Raw genomic sequence first — 14,416 nt, forward strand, 5'->3', positions numbered from 1 at the left:
TTTAAGGGCATGGAACCGTTACAGTTTACCTCGCTTGTGTCTATGTTCTTTGCCAACTGCTCCCGCAATGACTTTGGCGGGTGGTACAAGCGGGTCGAAGGCCAGTGGCTGCACTACTCGCGCGAATTCCTTCGCGACAGTTCCATCTACCTATCCATCGCCCTGAACAGCCGCGGACTCAAGCCCCGCGAAAGTGTCGGCATCATCGCGCCGAGTTCCCCCGAATGGTTCATCGCGGATATCGCGACGCAAATCAACCATGCGCAGGTGGCCCCCCTGTTCCCGAACATCTCTTCAGAAAATTTCAAGTTCCAGTGCGAGGATTCCAACGTCCAGATTCTGTTCGTGAATTCCGTCTCCGAGCTGGAAACTCCGCTCAAGGAATTCCTTCCACAGTTCAAGCTGGTCATCTGCATCGATTCCAATTCCGAGCTCCCCGAAAACGCCATCTACTGGAACACCCTCATCGACGAGGGCAAGGAGCTCGCAGAAACGAACCGGTATTTCAGCTGGGTAGACGACCAGATCCAATCGATACGCCCCGACGACCTTTTCAGCATCATCTACACGAGCGGTTCCATGGGAGCCCCGAAGGGCGTGGAGCTCACGCACAGGAACATGCTAGTGCAAATCCAGAACCTCCTCGAGCTCTACCACATGAACCGGAAAGAGGACTGCTGCCTCACGATATTGCCGGTCGCGCATGTGTTCGAGCGCATGGCGGTCTACTTCTACACGCTGAACGGAGTGCGCATCTACTTCGGCGACACCCCGAAAAACGTGGCGACCATGCTGACCGAGGTCCGCCCCACCGTGATGATCGTCGTCCCGCGCATCCTCGAGCGCCTCTACGAAAGCATAACCATCATCGGCGACAAGGCGAGAGGCCCCAAGCGGCTGCTCATCCAGAACGCCATCAAGCTTGCAAAGATAAGCGAGCCCGGAAAGAGGCGTTCGCCCATGCAGCGCATCTACGACCGCCTCGTCTACCGCAAGATGCGGGAAGCTCTCGGCGGAAGGTTCAAGCTCATCGTGAGCGGCAGCTGCGCCTTGAACAAGTCTATCCTCCGGTTCCTCCTGAACATCGGGCTTCCCGTTTTCGAAGGTTACGGCATGACGGAATGCAGTCCGGTCGTCACCGCGAACAGCCCCAATTCCTCGAAGCCCGGGACCATAGGCAAGCCGCTCGCCCACCTCCAGGTAAAGATCGGCGACAACAGCGAAATCCTCGTGAAGGGAGAAAGCGTGTTCCGCGGCTACCACAACGATCCCGAGGCCAACAGCAGGGCCTTTACCGAAGACGGTTTCTTCAAGACGGGCGACCAGGGATTCTTCGACGCCGACGACTTCTTGAACTTTACCGGGCGTATCAAGGAACTCCTCAAGACGAGTACCGGCAAGTACGTGTGCCCGAGCCCCATCGAACTCGAGATCTGCCGCCACCCCGTCATCGAGCAGGCGCTCGTCATCGCGAACGACCGGAAGTTCACCTCCGCGGTCATCTGGCTGAACCCCGAAGGCGCACGCAGGCTCCTCAAGTTCCAGAAAGAAGAATTCAGCATCGAGAAGGCGCTTCAGTCCGGGCGCGTGCGCGAGGCAATCAACCGCCACATCACGCGCGTCAACAAGAAGCTGAACCACTGGGAACAAATCCGCAAGTGGACGCTCGTCGGCGACGAACTCACCACCGAATCGGGACTTCTCACGCCTACGCTGAAAATCCGGCGCAAGGTCGCGGAAGCCATGTACGCCGACAAGATCGAAGCGATGTACAAATAAACTACTTGGCGATAGCCTTGAAGCTTCCCGTCGGTGTCGTTTCGCCCGGCGGCAAAATCATCATGACCTTTTCCATGCGAGTGCCGTCCATCTTGAGGACGCGGAAGGTGTAGCCCTTGACCTTGATTTCGGCACCCGGGGAGGGAATCACGCCGAGAGTCGCCTGGATGAGTCCGGAGAGGGTTTCCACATGGGAATTCTCGGGAGCCTCAAGTTCGACGCCCAGTTCCTCTTCCAAATCCGAAAGCGTCATGAGCGGGTCGAGGATGTAGCGGCCGTCCTTCAGTTTCTGCACGTCGTCTTCCTCGTCGGCATCGTCCTCGTCCTTGATTTCGCCGACGATTTCTTCGAGGATATCCTCAAGCGTCACGAGGCCCGCGGTTCCGCCGTATTCGTCGATCACGATGGCAAGCTGGTTGCCCGTCTTGCGCAGTTCGGTCAAAAGATCGTCAATCTTCTTGTGGTAGGGCACGAATACCGGCGGCATCACTATCTTCATGATGTCGAAAGGTTCATCGCCATGTTCGGTATACCATTCCAGGAAGTCCCGGTTCGAGAGGATTCCCACGATGTTGTCCATCGTATCCTTGTAGACCGGCAAGCGCGAATGGCGTTCGTTGTTCAGCACCTTCACTAAATCCTCGAGCGGCGTATCCACGTCGATGGCGCACATTTCCACACGCGGGGTCATGATTTCGCGCACGGGAGTTTCCACGAAGTCGAAAATATTGAGGATCATCTGCTGTTCCTCTTTTTCCAGGCCCTCGGCATCGCCGGACTTGACATCGGAAAGGTCGGCCTGCACGGCATCGCGCATCTCTTCGGGCAAGAAGTTCAGCTTGGAATCGTAGCCGAGAAGGTTCAGCATCTTGACAAACACCACATGGCAGAACTTGGCCACCGGCACAAACGGGAGGCGAATGAGCCTGAACAGCGGCACGAGGACGACAGACAACGTATCGGGCTTGAGACTGGCGAGCAGGTACGGGATGAACACCGTAAGCGTATAGAGAACCGCACTCGCAAATACCAGATACGCAGCGACACTCAAGTAGGGATAGGTGCGCACGAAATCCCACTGCGAATTGGCGAGTACAAAGAACCCGAGAACGCCCGCGCTCACGTTGCCGAAGATACGCCCGATGGAGACGCATTCGTTGAATCCGTGCCAGCGGACGAGCTTCGCTATTTTTTCTTCGCGCTCGCTGCGGTCATGCGGATCGCGCTTTGCGAAGATGAGGCTGAACGCGCACTTGGTCGCGGAGAACGTCGCCGAAGTCAGGATAAAGATGCAGAGGAATACGATAGCGAGGATTTCGGACGTTTCCATTATGCACCTTCCTTGTAGGGGTCGAGCCCCAGGAATTCGCATTCTCGCTTGCGCATCACCTTTCTATCGGCAGCCTTGATGTGGTCGTAACCCGAAAGGTGCAGAAGCCCGTGGACAATCACGCGCTTCATTTCGGCATAGAACGTATTGCCATATTCGGGAGCCTGACGTTTCACCTGGTCACGCGCGATGTAGATTTCACCGAGCATTTCTTCGGCACCCGGGAATCCGTCATCGTGCCACTCGAACGAAAGGACATCGGTCACCTTGTCGAGCCCACGGTAATCTCGGTTCATGTTACGGACAAACTCGTCCGTACAAAGTACGATATTGACGCTCCTTTCCTTGCCTTCTTCGGCAAGGAGCTTGCGCGCCATTTTTTCGAACTTGTCCTTATACGGAAAGCTTTCGATATCGCCTTCGCAAAGGAACTCTATACTGTAAAATTTCTTTTTACTACTAGCAGGGTCTGCCATTAAATGTTATACCACTTCTTGAGATTTTCAATAATGGCTTCGGCCTGGGCCTTGCCACTGATATTGAACTTGCTGCGGGCCTTGAAAGCACCACCAGCCTTCTGGTAGCGGCGGAGGTACACCTTCGGTTCCCCGAATTCGCCCGTTTTCGCGTTTTTTTCCTGACAAAGGAACATCATCGTCTGCCAGGCGCCCTTGGTGAGGACGGCCTTGTCCAGTTCCTTGATCACTTGTTCGCCAGTTTCGGCATCGACCATTTCGACGGTCGGTTCTTCAACTTCCATGCTCATTTTGGACCTCGCTAAAAAAAATCACAAAACACTCACACCAAAGATACATTTTTCTTCCACCTCGGGCAAAATAATACATATATTTGTTTATGGTATTCATCTTGCAAGTGAGGCTACATGTCTTTTTCGCAAAATTTAAAAACATCCGTTATCCTTCTGGTGGCACTCGGCACCATGGCCATGGCAAAGAGCACCACAGGCAGAGTGACCGACCGCGTCGGTGACGTCAAGGTCCAGAGCGCCAAGACCGGGAAATGGGAAGAAAACATCCAAGTAGGCGCGCGCATCCGCGAAAGGGACCAGATCAGTACCGGCGCCGAATCCTATGTGACGGTGCGCCTCCCCGACGGAACCTCCATCACCGTGCAAGAACAATCCCTGGTCCAACTGGACACCCTGGATTCCGAGAACGGCGTCCAGATGGCCTTCACCGACGTGAAGACGGGTAAAATCAAGTTCGAAGCCCAGAAACAGAAAAACGGTGGATACCTCAAGTTCAAGACCGGTGTGGCAACGGCAGCCATCCGCGGAACGGTCGCCTTCATCGGTATAACCCCCGGCGGAAAGGCGTTCGTCTCGGCCAGCGAAGGTAAAATACGCACCACACACAACAAGAGCGGCAGGGAATGTGACGTGAGCGCGGGGCAGACGCTCTTCTTCACCAAGAACAATGACAACTGCAACGTCGTGGAAACGCAGACTTCCGGCGACCCGAGTTTCGTCAATGAGCTCGAAAGAATCCTCGACAACGACAGCCTGTCCATCGAAGAAATCACGAAATCTCTGAAAGATGCGGACGCGAACCTGCTACAGCTACTCTCCAAAATCAGCACGGAGAGCGCCTGCACGTTCGAAAGCCTAGAAGACACCGTAACGGTCAACAAGGTTTCCATCAAGGGATCCTGCCCCTCCGGTACGACCCTGCAGATCGCAGGCGCCTCCCAGAAAGGTACCGGCAACGCGTTCGACATTCCGGCCGAATGGGCCCCGAGTGCGGACGGCGATAAGAAATTCCCGGCTACATGCTCCATTGTAGCAGTCACCCCTTGCGACAAGAACAGCACCGACAAGAATTCCAAGAAAGGCAAGCAGAAGAAACCCGAAACATGCTCGAAGCCACTCACCTTCAACTGCGGCGAACTGCATACCTACTACAAGGCTCCCGTTTCCCCGGACACCGTCGTTGCGGACACTGCCGTGGCAGACACCTCGGTTCAAGACACCTCCAGCACCAAGTCTTTCTCGATAAAGACGGCCTCCCCGGTAAAGGTTTGCGACCCCGGTTCCGTGACCATCGAGGGTACGTTTGACCCGAGCGACCCCGAAGCCTCCCTCTATGTGAAGCTCGGGAACTACACATCCCGGAACCTTGTCCCGCTAAGCGCGAACGGCGAATTCTCTCACACCGTTACCATCAACGACATCGTCGGGAACTGGAACGTGAAGAAGGCGACCGTCGAATACAAGGGCAAGAGCGGAAATCGCAGCGCCCACATCGAACTCGACATCGACAAGACCTGCAAGCAGGTGAACCAGGGACGCCCGATCGTATCGTTCACGTCGAGCGACTCACTCCGCTGCAAGGCGACCTTCATGGTTTCCGGTGCAAAGAGCGACATCGTCCTTGTCGAAAGCGAAATTGACGGAGACCTCATCAAGGAAACCACCTTCATGCAGGACGACCCCATAAAGATCAAGCTCAAGAGCGGCATCCACACCTACACCTTCACGGCCAAGGACCAGGCCGACAACAGAAGCACCCTGCAAAAGAAACTCAGCTGCCATCCCCAAAGCAACACGTCTGTGGAATTCACCGGCGGCGATTTCGAGCGCCTCCGCGTTCCGCCTCCGCCGCGAGGAATGTCAAGCACCTTCGTCAGGAACATGCATTTCAGAATCACCAATGTCCACTCGCTTAACCCGGCCCACATCAGGCGCCTCCAGGTAACGCAGGGGAACAAGTCGCTATTAAACATTAGCAATGGCCAGATTACCGACCTTGACTACGACGTTCAAGTCAACCTGACCCGCGGAGAAACGACAAAAGTGACCGTCACCATAGACATGAAGAATGGCATGAAGGTCGTTAAATCCAAGACTTACGAGGTCCGCTAATGAAGTATTCCTACAAGACCCTTATTTCGACCATTGCACTCGGTTCCACCCTGGCTTTTGCCCAGGCTACCCAACCGGCAGCGCCGGCCCCCGTAGCAGGAGAACCAGCCCCGGCAGTCAAGGAAGCTCCTGCAGCGGCGTCCGCCGACTCCTCGCAGGCAGCGGCAACACCCGCAGCCACCCCTGCTCCCGAAGCTACAACCGCACCCGAAGCAAGCCCTGCGCCTGCAGAAAGCTCCACAGCCGCGGCAACACCTGCCGATTCCCCGCAGGCTGTAACCGACTCCACTGCAAGTGACAGCACAATGGCAGCTCCCGAGGAGCAAGCTGCAGCGCCCGCAGCAGAACCCGCCGTGGCCAAAGCCGATTCTTCGGCAACTGTCAATGCCGATTCCGCAGCCGCAGGATTTGTCGCCGACACGACAACACCCCCGCCGTCACTGCTTTCGGGAACAGAAATCTCAGGCAACGTCCATGGCTTCTTGAAACTGGACAAGTCGCCCTACCTCGTCACCGAAAACCTGACCGTCGCCCCCAATACGAGCCTCATTATCGAGCCGGGCGTCGTCCTCTACTTCAAGCCCGGGACCGGCCTCGTCGTCAACAAGGGCCAGCTGGTCATCGCCGGATCCAAGACCTCGCCCGTCATTATGCGTTCCGCCTTCGACCGTCCGAAAAGCGGGGACTGGAAAGGCATATCCATTACGGGTGACGAGCGCGCCGAAATCCGCCACCTGCAGATCAGCGATGCCGAAGCAGCCATCGCCGTCGAAAACGGCTCGATGGACTTCCAGAATTCGAGCGTCGAGAACACCTCCGTTCGCGGCGTCTTTGCGCGCAATTCCGAAATCAAGGTCAGCGACTGCGAATTCAAGGGAAACCGCGTGGCGGTCCACATATCCAACTATGCCGACGGTTCCATCGAACGCAGCACGTTCACCAAGAACGAAATCGGCATCCTGAATTCGAAACTCGCAAGCGTATCCATCTCCTCGACCGAAATTTCGGACAACGAGCTCGGCCTTCTGAGCATGGACAACAGCATCGTCTCGCTGAGCAACACCAAGATCGAAAAAAACAGGCTGGGCGTTGCTTCGGCAGAAGTTCTCGCTCCCGAAATCATCGAGAACGTCAAGGGCAATGAACTCGACATGAACAACGAGGCCGTGGCAGCCTCCTCGGCGCTCCCGCCCAACCCCGAAATTCCGGGCGTCGAGCAGCGTCCTGTCCGCGAAACCGACAAGATTGCCGACATCGTAAGCGAGAGGGCCGCAGCAGCCGACACTACCGCCAAGCGCTGGACAGTCATCGGAAACGCCATGCTCGGCGGAACGTTCCACCTCGTCACCACAAGCAAGAACGAAACCGGCAAAGATTACATTTCCAACGGGGACACGATCGCTCCGGGCAAGGACTACAAGAACATCTTCCAGGTTCCCGGACTTGCAGGCAGGGCCAGCGCTTACCTCTACATGCAGTCTCCCGACGGCAAGACTATCGAGTTCAACACCGACCTTACGGTGGATTCCTGGAACCATTTCTCTCCCAATCCTGTCAGCCTGCGCTATGCGGACAGCTACAATAACGTAGCCCTCGGCGACTTCCAGCTCGTCGGCGGGGAAACCTACATGGCGAACCTACCGGTGTTCGGTGCCGACTACACGGTATCGCTCCTGAAGAACAACGCGAACCAGCCGCTCTTCCAGCTGAACGGATTCTTCGGAGAAGCCAAGAGGAGCCTCGTGGAAGGCGCTCGCCATCCCTACATCTACAACGACTACATCGACGACGGTGAACTCCAGGCCCAGCGTCTCGCTTCTGGCGGTTTCATCAAGTGGGCCCCGGTGCGCCGCTTCGATGCGAAGTTCGGCCTCGTCTACGCGACCGACGAACTCGAAGACCCGCTCCTGCGCGACGGTGCTAGCGGCAACTGGACCACGAGCGACCCGATCCAGAAATCCCTCACGCTCTATGCCGACGGGAACTGGCTGTTCTTCCCGGGCGACATCGAGCTCAACGGCCAGATTGCCGTCGGCCGCGCCGACACTGCCGACGTCATCCGCCAGCGCGCCATCAACAAGGTTTTCGCCGAAGAAGGAATCAGTTCGGCCTCCTACAACCTCCTGCGCAAGCTGATGAGGAACCCCAACAGGATTGACCAGCTTACCGAAGCGGAACTTCTTTCCATCTTCGGAGACAACACGACGCTCCGCAAGGGCCAGATGATCGAAAAGCTGAAGACCCTTATCGAGAAGGCAAAGCTCGTCCAGACGGAAGAAGAAAACGACCGCGACGACGGACGCGTGCTGGGTCTCAACTGGGGCAGCCAGAATTTCGCCATCGGCGCATCGCTCAACTGGAACATCTACAAGACAAGCATCAACGGCCACATCAAATACGTGGGCGAAGAATTCTACAGCGCAGGCTCTCCCGACCAGCTCTCCGACACCCGTGAATTCGGTGGCCGCATCGAGCAGGAAATCCTCACGTTCTGGGATCTCGGATTCGAATACCAGATTAACGTCGAGAATGCAGCCAAGGGAGACAAGACAAACATCTTCGGCCTGGGCGAAGGTTCGGAATGGGGGCTCTTCGCCGATGACGAAGGTTCGTGGTTCGACAAGCACGAGCTCGACAACGACCGTACCAAGTACATCCACAATATCGGCCTCGACAACACGTTCAAGATTAACAAGGACATCGACGTGACCGCGGCATACAACTTCGAATACAAGAACCAGTACCGTCCGTTCCAGCTGCACGGAGACTACATCCTCGAAGACGGCATCTATCGTGACGACTGGTTCGATGCTCGCAAGGGCAGGGATTCCACCGCGATTGACGACAACGGCGACACCACCTACGTGGATGCAGAACGCTGGGGCGAATACATGAGCCTCGCCACCAAGCCCTGGATTGCGAGCCGCTTCAAGGAACGCCTCTTCAAGCATACCTGGAATCTCGGAGCCTCCCTCCGTGCCCTCAATTCCGTATTCAAGGTCAACGGTCGCTGGACCTACCGCACCGACGGCTCTGTATTCGAACGCGACAGCCTCATCGACGGCATGGAACTTTCGAACACGACCTGGGACAAGCTCGGTTACTTCTTCGGCGGTTCCGACTACTTCGAACAGAGCTACCCCATGTCCGTCACGACGACTCTCAACATTCTGCAGAACCGCTTTGCCGTCACTCCGCGCTTCAAGAGCTACAACCGCGACAACATGGGCGAATTCGAAATCACCGTCGAGGATGAATTCGAGATGCCGTTCAAGAACCGCTTCTTCGTGCTGACCGTGAACGCCTCGTTCCGCTACATGAACACCGACTGGGAAGAAGAAGGCGAAAGCTTCGACGAAACCGAAATCGATGTTCTCAGCAACGCGAACCTCCGCGTGAACCATAACAAGAAGTTCTACACGGAATGGTTCCTGGGCAATGCGCTGTACTACCGTCCGGACAATCCGAGCAACGAATACAACGACTTCTACGTGGGCGTGAACGCACACTACGTGTTCTAAACCTAGATTCAGATTTCAAAAGGCGGGCCGAACGGTTCGCCTTTTTTTGAACGCAGAGTTTTTTATTTTTGACAGCAATGTTCACCTACCGCTTCAGAGAACTGCAGGTCGCACTCGACCGCAAAGGCCAAGTCCGCGAGGCCCTGGCACGAGAACTGCGCGTGCATCCCGAATGCATTTTCAATCTCGAGGTGGAGAGGTTCTCGCTGGATTGCCGCAGGAAGGGCGATCCGAAATGGAACTACAACGTCATCTTCGACGTGGAAAAGCCGTTGCGCGTTTCGGGAAACGCGGCGCGTGGCCTCGTGGAGGCTACGCGGGAGCGCGAGGCGCTCGACGGCGATGAATTCGCACACAGCATCCCGATGGCTTCGCACGTGGACATCGTAGGCGCGGGACCCGCAGGGCTGTGGGCAGCACTCCACCTGCTGCGTCGCGGATTCACCGTAGATTTATACGAGCAGGGCAAGCCCGTAGAGGAGAGGTTCCGCGACATCCGCAGGTTCTTCGTTGACCGCAAATTCAACGCACATTCCAATGTGCTGTTCGGCGAAGGCGGGGCCGGTGCATTCAGCGACGGAAAGCTCAACACGCGCACCCGCAACATCTTCAGCGAGACCGTGCTCCGGGACATGGTGGAATTCGGAGTTGATTCCCATGTCGTCACGTTCGCAAAGCCGCATATCGGAACCGACAGGCTCGTGCTGATGCTGAGGAAAATCCGCGCGGAGATTGTGCAACTCGGCGGCAAGATCCATTTCGACACCGCGCTTGAAGATATCGAAATCAGCGACGGGAAGGTAAACGCCATCAAGATACGCGATGTCTCGACAGCAAACAGTGCCGCTAGCTGGAAAAGTTGCGAAGCGCTCGTGCTTGCCACGGGACATTCCGCCCGCGACATCTACACTATGCTGCACGCACGCGGAGTTGCACTCGAAAGCAAGGCTTTTGCGATGGGCGTCCGCGTGGAACATCCGCAAACGCTCATCAACATGAGACAGCTTGGCAGGGGTGTCGATACGCGCCTCACGGGTTCCGCCGAATACTTCCTCGCCACCCCGACGCTCAACAAGACGAGCAGCGCCTACAGTTTCTGCATGTGCCCCGGCGGAGTGCTCGTGCCCTGCGCTTCGGAACCGGGGACGCTCGCCACCAACGGCATGAGCTACAGCAGGCGCAACGGCTGGGCCGCAAACGGCGCCATCGTCGTTCCCGTGGAAGCAAGCGAGACGCTTTTCGGCGGCCTTGAATTCCAGCGGAAAACCGAATGCGACGCATTCGAAGTCGGAGGCAAGGGCTACGCCGCCCCCGCACAGACCATCAAGGCATTCCTCGCCCACCACGCCGACCGCGAACTTCCCAAGTCGACCTACCCGTGCGGGCTTGCCTCATGCAACATGTGGGACTGGCTCGACAAGAAAATCTGCAAGTCGCTCGCCGAAGGGTTCCAAAATTTCGACCGCAAGATTCCGGGATTCATCGAAGAAGGCCTGATTGTAGCCCCCGAGACGCGCACGAGCTCCCCGCTACGCATCACGCGCAACAACGAGACGCTCGAAAGTATCAATACGCAAGGACTTTTCGTACTTGGCGAAGGCGCCGGATATTCCGGCGGTATCGTCACGAGTGCGGCAGACGGAATTCGCCTCGCCGTGCGTGCAAAAAAATCCCGCTAATGCAGAGGCTTTCCCTGAGCCGGCCCCCGGGACACAAGCCAGAGAACCGCGACCGTATCTGCAACACAAAATCCCAATAGCCATGCGGCCGTGCCGCCCTGGAATCCGTAGCTGTGCAGCCCGACACCGAGCAGGTTCACGCCGAACCAGCAGAGGAACGTAACGATCACGTTGAAGCAGTTGAGCAAGGCGAAGTTGCGCACATTCACCAGGCGACCCGCACGCAAATGCAGCAGGAGCATCGCCCACAGGATGACAAACAGCGCACCACATTCCTTCGGGTCGAACCCCCAGAAGCGCCCCCAGGCAAAATCAGCCCACACGCCGCCCAGAAGCGTGCCAATGATGGTAAAGACCGCGCCAAAGACGAGCGTTCCATACAGGAGCGAATCGAGCGGGGTGCGTTCTGAAGATGCGCGGAACAGCGCCACATGTGCGACAACTCCCGAAAGAATCATGCCCGCAAACCCGAGCGCAATCGTAAACACGTGTATCGTGAGGAACACGGAGGAATTCAATACGGCAGGAATCGGCCGGAACGTATCGCCCGGCTCCAGCACGAACTTCGCAAAGAACAATAGCAGCGCCGCCATGAATGTCACGGGAACCATGAGCGAGAAGGTGCGGCGCTTGCAGAATATAAACGCCCCCGATTCGAACGACATCAAGAGCAGGGCCACAAGCAATACGATTTCGTACAGGCTCGAGAGCGGAGCTCGTGCGGCAACATACGTGCGCAAGGCAAACGCCACTGCGAGGATTCCCGCCGTCGCGATGCAGGCAACGTTTGCAGCAACATCCATTTTCCGCGACTTGAAAACCATATTCAGCGATGCAAGCATGCAGGCGATAAACGCCAGGATAAAAGCTATCAATGCAAAATTCGCCTTGTGGTAAAGCACTTCCGCCGCAAGGCGTGAATTATCCACACTAGTTTCGGAGTCAACCACGACCGAAAACGCCACCCGCTTCGCAATCGATTCGTATTGTTGGACATTCGCAAGCAACCGGCGCATTTCAAGAGTCGCCGGATGGCTGTCATCCCGGCTCGCATAGAGTTCCAGCAAGTTCCGCGCCGGGAGCAAGTCCGCATAGCTCACATAACGGCGGTCTTCGGGCAAGTGCAGCGCCTGGGCCACATCGCTACGGAGCACCTTGAATATTGCAAGGTCTTTCGCCTCTTCCGGGTTGTTCAGTATCAAGCGGACAACATTCCCTGCCGAAATCTTTCGAACATCCTGCTTTTCGCAATACGGGACTCCAGCCCCGCACTTGTAAGTCACGCGCCCGTTCACATCGTCCAGGAACCCGCGGGCAAAAGATTCGAAGGGACGCACCGCAGAATCCACAAGAACAGGAGAATCAGCCTTCAAGCCTACCCAAATAGGAACCGGTCGCGCCGACGCCTGCGAATTGGCGGGCACCATCGCGACAAGGCACGCAACATACGCCAGCACTGGCACGATTTTTGAAGCCACGCGAGTAGCCGATGCTTGAGCAGCGCTCTTTCGCGCACCGCGCACCTTCACCACGTAATGGAACACCGCCCCCAGCAGGAACAGCGCCATGAACGCATACGGCACAAAATGGAACGGGTCGTAATAGGCCTTATACATCGCGACATTCTTGTTTCCCGCCATCGGGACATCGCCACGGAAATGCACATAGTAGGGCCACGCATCCGCAATCTCTACAGGACGCATGCCAAGGCTATCGTCTGCAGCAAAGAACTTCAGGTTCTTCCCCAAGGATACATCCAAAGCCGTCGAATCCGCCGTTACGACACCGAACCCGTTATATTCCCGCTTGATTCCGCTTCCGGCAACGCCACCCGCAAGAAGCACGAGGAGCGCCACGTGCATAAGCCAGAGCCCCGCATTCTTCCAGCCGCGGGGCATCCGGAAGACCATGCTCGCGACAAGATTCACGCACGCAAGAATTGCGATACTCTTGAACGCAGGCAGCGGCACCACACCCAGCGTCCATATGAAATAGCTGTCAAAAAAACGGTCGATGGCAACCGATGCCGAAAAACCGGCCGATTCCGCATTCGCCTGCGCCAGGGTTCCCCAGAACGTAAGCACAAGGAAAGCGACGAGAATTGCGACAGTCACCTTCAGCGAAGCCAACTTTTTCAAAAAATCTTTCGTCCTTCGTCTTTCCACTTTCGTCTAAACAGCCTCCACCCAAACGAACTTGCTTTCGTCGAGTTTCTGTTCGCCATCAAAACGGTAGGCGACAAGCCGCCCATCACCGCGGTAACCCGCCACACTGTAGTCCAGGCAACACACGTTGTCGCGTATGAGTTTCGGGAGTCCGGTAAGCCAGTAGTGTCCGAAGAACACGGGCCGTTCGTTCTCGCCGTAATAGCCATGTCCAAGGACTTCCGCGGGCGCATCGCAGGCCGGCAGTTCCACTCCCGGCTGGAAAGCGAGTTCCCGCAGGCTACTGCCCTTCGGGTCAATCCACCATTTTAGCCGCGCACGCTTGCGAAGAACGTTTTCGCCATCGCGGAACGTGATTCCCGCAGGCAGGTCCATCTCGGGGCCCTTCAGGAAAAAGTTTATCGGGTCAAAGAGTGAATCGGCGTATTCGTTGAACTGGTCGTTCGCGCGGGCAATAAGTTCGTCAAAGTTCCCGTCGGCAAAACTGCGGATGCCCACGGCATCCAGCGCACGTGCGGCCCCCAAGTCAAAGCAGGCATGCTGCGCCCGGAACGAATCCTCTTCAATAAAGAACGGGAGCGTCCTCAAAAACAAGAGCATGTCCTCGAATTCTGCACGGCGCCCACGGTAGCTGTCCACGGTCTTCGCATGAATCGCCACCTTGTTGAAGCTGTGCTCGCGCAGGTAGCCCCCAGGAATGCAGTGAATCACATGAGAGCCGCCGGCGCCGTTCATTTGCCAGAAACAGAGCGCGTTGAACTCGTGGTTCCCCATTAGGGCGACCGCCGAACCTGCGTCGCGCATGGCACGCACCAGGTTTATAACCTCGCGCGACTGGCTCCCGCGATCGATGTAGTCCCCCAAAAATACGACGGAACGCTCGCCACCCGGGTAGCGGAATGCGCCCATGGATTCCTCGTAGCCAAGCTTCTGCAGCAGGGCTCGAAGTTCATCGCAATGGCCGTGAACATCGCCAATAAAGTCAAGGGAATCCGTCATACCTCCAATATAACAACTAATGGCTCCGCCCATGCATGCGCCATGCTTTTTCAGTTGCTATC

Annotated in this window: 9 protein-coding genes; 4 read left to right on the forward strand and 5 right to left on the reverse strand. The window is 56.7% G+C overall.

Translation table 11 applies throughout. The features are described from left to right. The first annotated feature begins 9 nt into the window (after nucleotides 1-9). Nucleotides 10-1,779, forward strand: coding sequence for an AMP-dependent synthetase/ligase (locus B2952_RS08800; RefSeq protein WP_290734387.1), 1,770 nt, complete (start codon nucleotides 10-12; stop codon nucleotides 1,777-1,779). Nucleotide 1,780: 1 nt separating this feature from the next. Here B2952_RS08800 and B2952_RS08805 read toward each other — a convergent pair whose 3' ends face one another. Genes B2952_RS08805 through B2952_RS08815 form a run of 3 tightly spaced genes read right to left on the reverse strand, consistent with a single transcriptional unit; the run spans nucleotide 1,781 to nucleotide 3,875 of the window. After that, nucleotides 1,781-3,109 (reverse strand): hemolysin family protein, encoded by a 1,329-nt coding sequence (locus tag B2952_RS08805; RefSeq protein ID WP_173365636.1) that lies wholly within the window; start codon nucleotides 3,107-3,109, stop codon nucleotides 1,781-1,783. Then, complete coding sequence (gene ybeY / locus B2952_RS08810; protein WP_173365635.1) at nucleotides 3,109-3,585, reverse strand: rRNA maturation RNase YbeY; 477 nt, start codon at nucleotides 3,583-3,585, stop codon at nucleotides 3,109-3,111. The genes B2952_RS08805 and ybeY overlap by 1 nt, the downstream gene beginning before the upstream one ends. Continuing rightward, nucleotides 3,585-3,875 carry a hypothetical protein gene (locus B2952_RS08815; RefSeq protein WP_173365634.1) on the reverse strand — a complete coding sequence of 97 codons (291 nt, stop codon included), beginning with the start codon at nucleotides 3,873-3,875 and terminating at the stop codon, nucleotides 3,585-3,587. Before B2952_RS08815 ends, ybeY begins: the two co-directional genes overlap by 1 nt. Nucleotides 3,876-3,992: 117 nt before the next feature. Here B2952_RS08815 and B2952_RS08820 point away from each other — a divergent pair, with 117 nt between their 5' ends. The 3 genes from B2952_RS08820 (at nucleotide 3,993) to B2952_RS08830 (ending at nucleotide 11,190) form a co-directional block, all read left to right on the forward strand. Continuing rightward, nucleotides 3,993-5,990, forward strand: a complete 1,998-nt coding sequence (locus B2952_RS08820; protein ID WP_290734385.1) for a FecR family protein — start codon at nucleotides 3,993-3,995, stop codon at nucleotides 5,988-5,990. Continuing rightward, complete coding sequence (locus B2952_RS08825) at nucleotides 5,990-9,511, forward strand: right-handed parallel beta-helix repeat-containing protein (protein WP_290734383.1); 3,522 nt, start codon at nucleotides 5,990-5,992, stop codon at nucleotides 9,509-9,511. Before B2952_RS08820 ends, B2952_RS08825 begins: the two co-directional genes overlap by 1 nt. A 77-nt stretch (nucleotides 9,512-9,588) precedes the next feature. Next, nucleotides 9,589-11,190, forward strand: a complete 1,602-nt coding sequence (locus tag B2952_RS08830; protein WP_290734380.1) for an NAD(P)/FAD-dependent oxidoreductase — start codon at nucleotides 9,589-9,591, stop codon at nucleotides 11,188-11,190. Here the strand turns inward: B2952_RS08830 and B2952_RS08835 are convergent. After that, a complete protein-coding gene (locus B2952_RS08835) occupies nucleotides 11,187-13,328 on the reverse strand; it encodes a cytochrome c biogenesis protein (protein ID WP_290734378.1) in 2,142 nt (713 codons plus the stop codon). The two genes, B2952_RS08830 and B2952_RS08835, sit on opposite strands and share 4 nt — an antisense overlap. 33 nt (nucleotides 13,329-13,361) lie before the next feature. After that, a complete protein-coding gene (locus tag B2952_RS08840; RefSeq protein WP_173381291.1) occupies nucleotides 13,362-14,354 on the reverse strand; it encodes a metallophosphoesterase in 993 nt (330 codons plus the stop codon). Nucleotides 14,355-14,416: the final 62 nt, after the last annotated feature.

This window comes from Fibrobacter sp. UBA7003, assembly GCA_002449765.1.
In the GTDB taxonomy this organism is placed as follows: domain Bacteria; phylum Fibrobacterota; class Fibrobacteria; order Fibrobacterales; family Fibrobacteraceae; genus Fibrobacter.

Excerpts from the sequence above, each read along its gene's own strand:
- B2952_RS08825 (WP_290734383.1), top strand. The coding sequence starts at position 5,990 with ATGAAGTATTCCTACAAGACCCTTATTTCGACCATTGCACTCGGTTCC.
- B2952_RS08820 (WP_290734385.1), top strand. The coding sequence starts at position 3,993 with ATGTCTTTTTCGCAAAATTTAAAAACATCCGTTATCCTTCTGGTGGCA.
- B2952_RS08830 (WP_290734380.1), top strand. The coding sequence starts at position 9,589 with ATGTTCACCTACCGCTTCAGAGAACTGCAGGTCGCACTCGACCGCAAA.
- B2952_RS08800 (WP_290734387.1), top strand. The coding sequence starts at position 10 with ATGGAACCGTTACAGTTTACCTCGCTTGTGTCTATGTTCTTTGCCAAC.
- B2952_RS08805 (WP_173365636.1), bottom strand. The coding sequence starts at position 3,109 with ATGGAAACGTCCGAAATCCTCGCTATCGTATTCCTCTGCATCTTTATC.
- B2952_RS08840 (WP_173381291.1), bottom strand. The coding sequence starts at position 14,354 with ATGACGGATTCCCTTGACTTTATTGGCGATGTTCACGGCCATTGCGAT.
- B2952_RS08815 (WP_173365634.1), bottom strand. The coding sequence starts at position 3,875 with ATGAGCATGGAAGTTGAAGAACCGACCGTCGAAATGGTCGATGCCGAA.
- ybeY (WP_173365635.1), bottom strand. The coding sequence starts at position 3,585 with ATGGCAGACCCTGCTAGTAGTAAAAAGAAATTTTACAGTATAGAGTTC.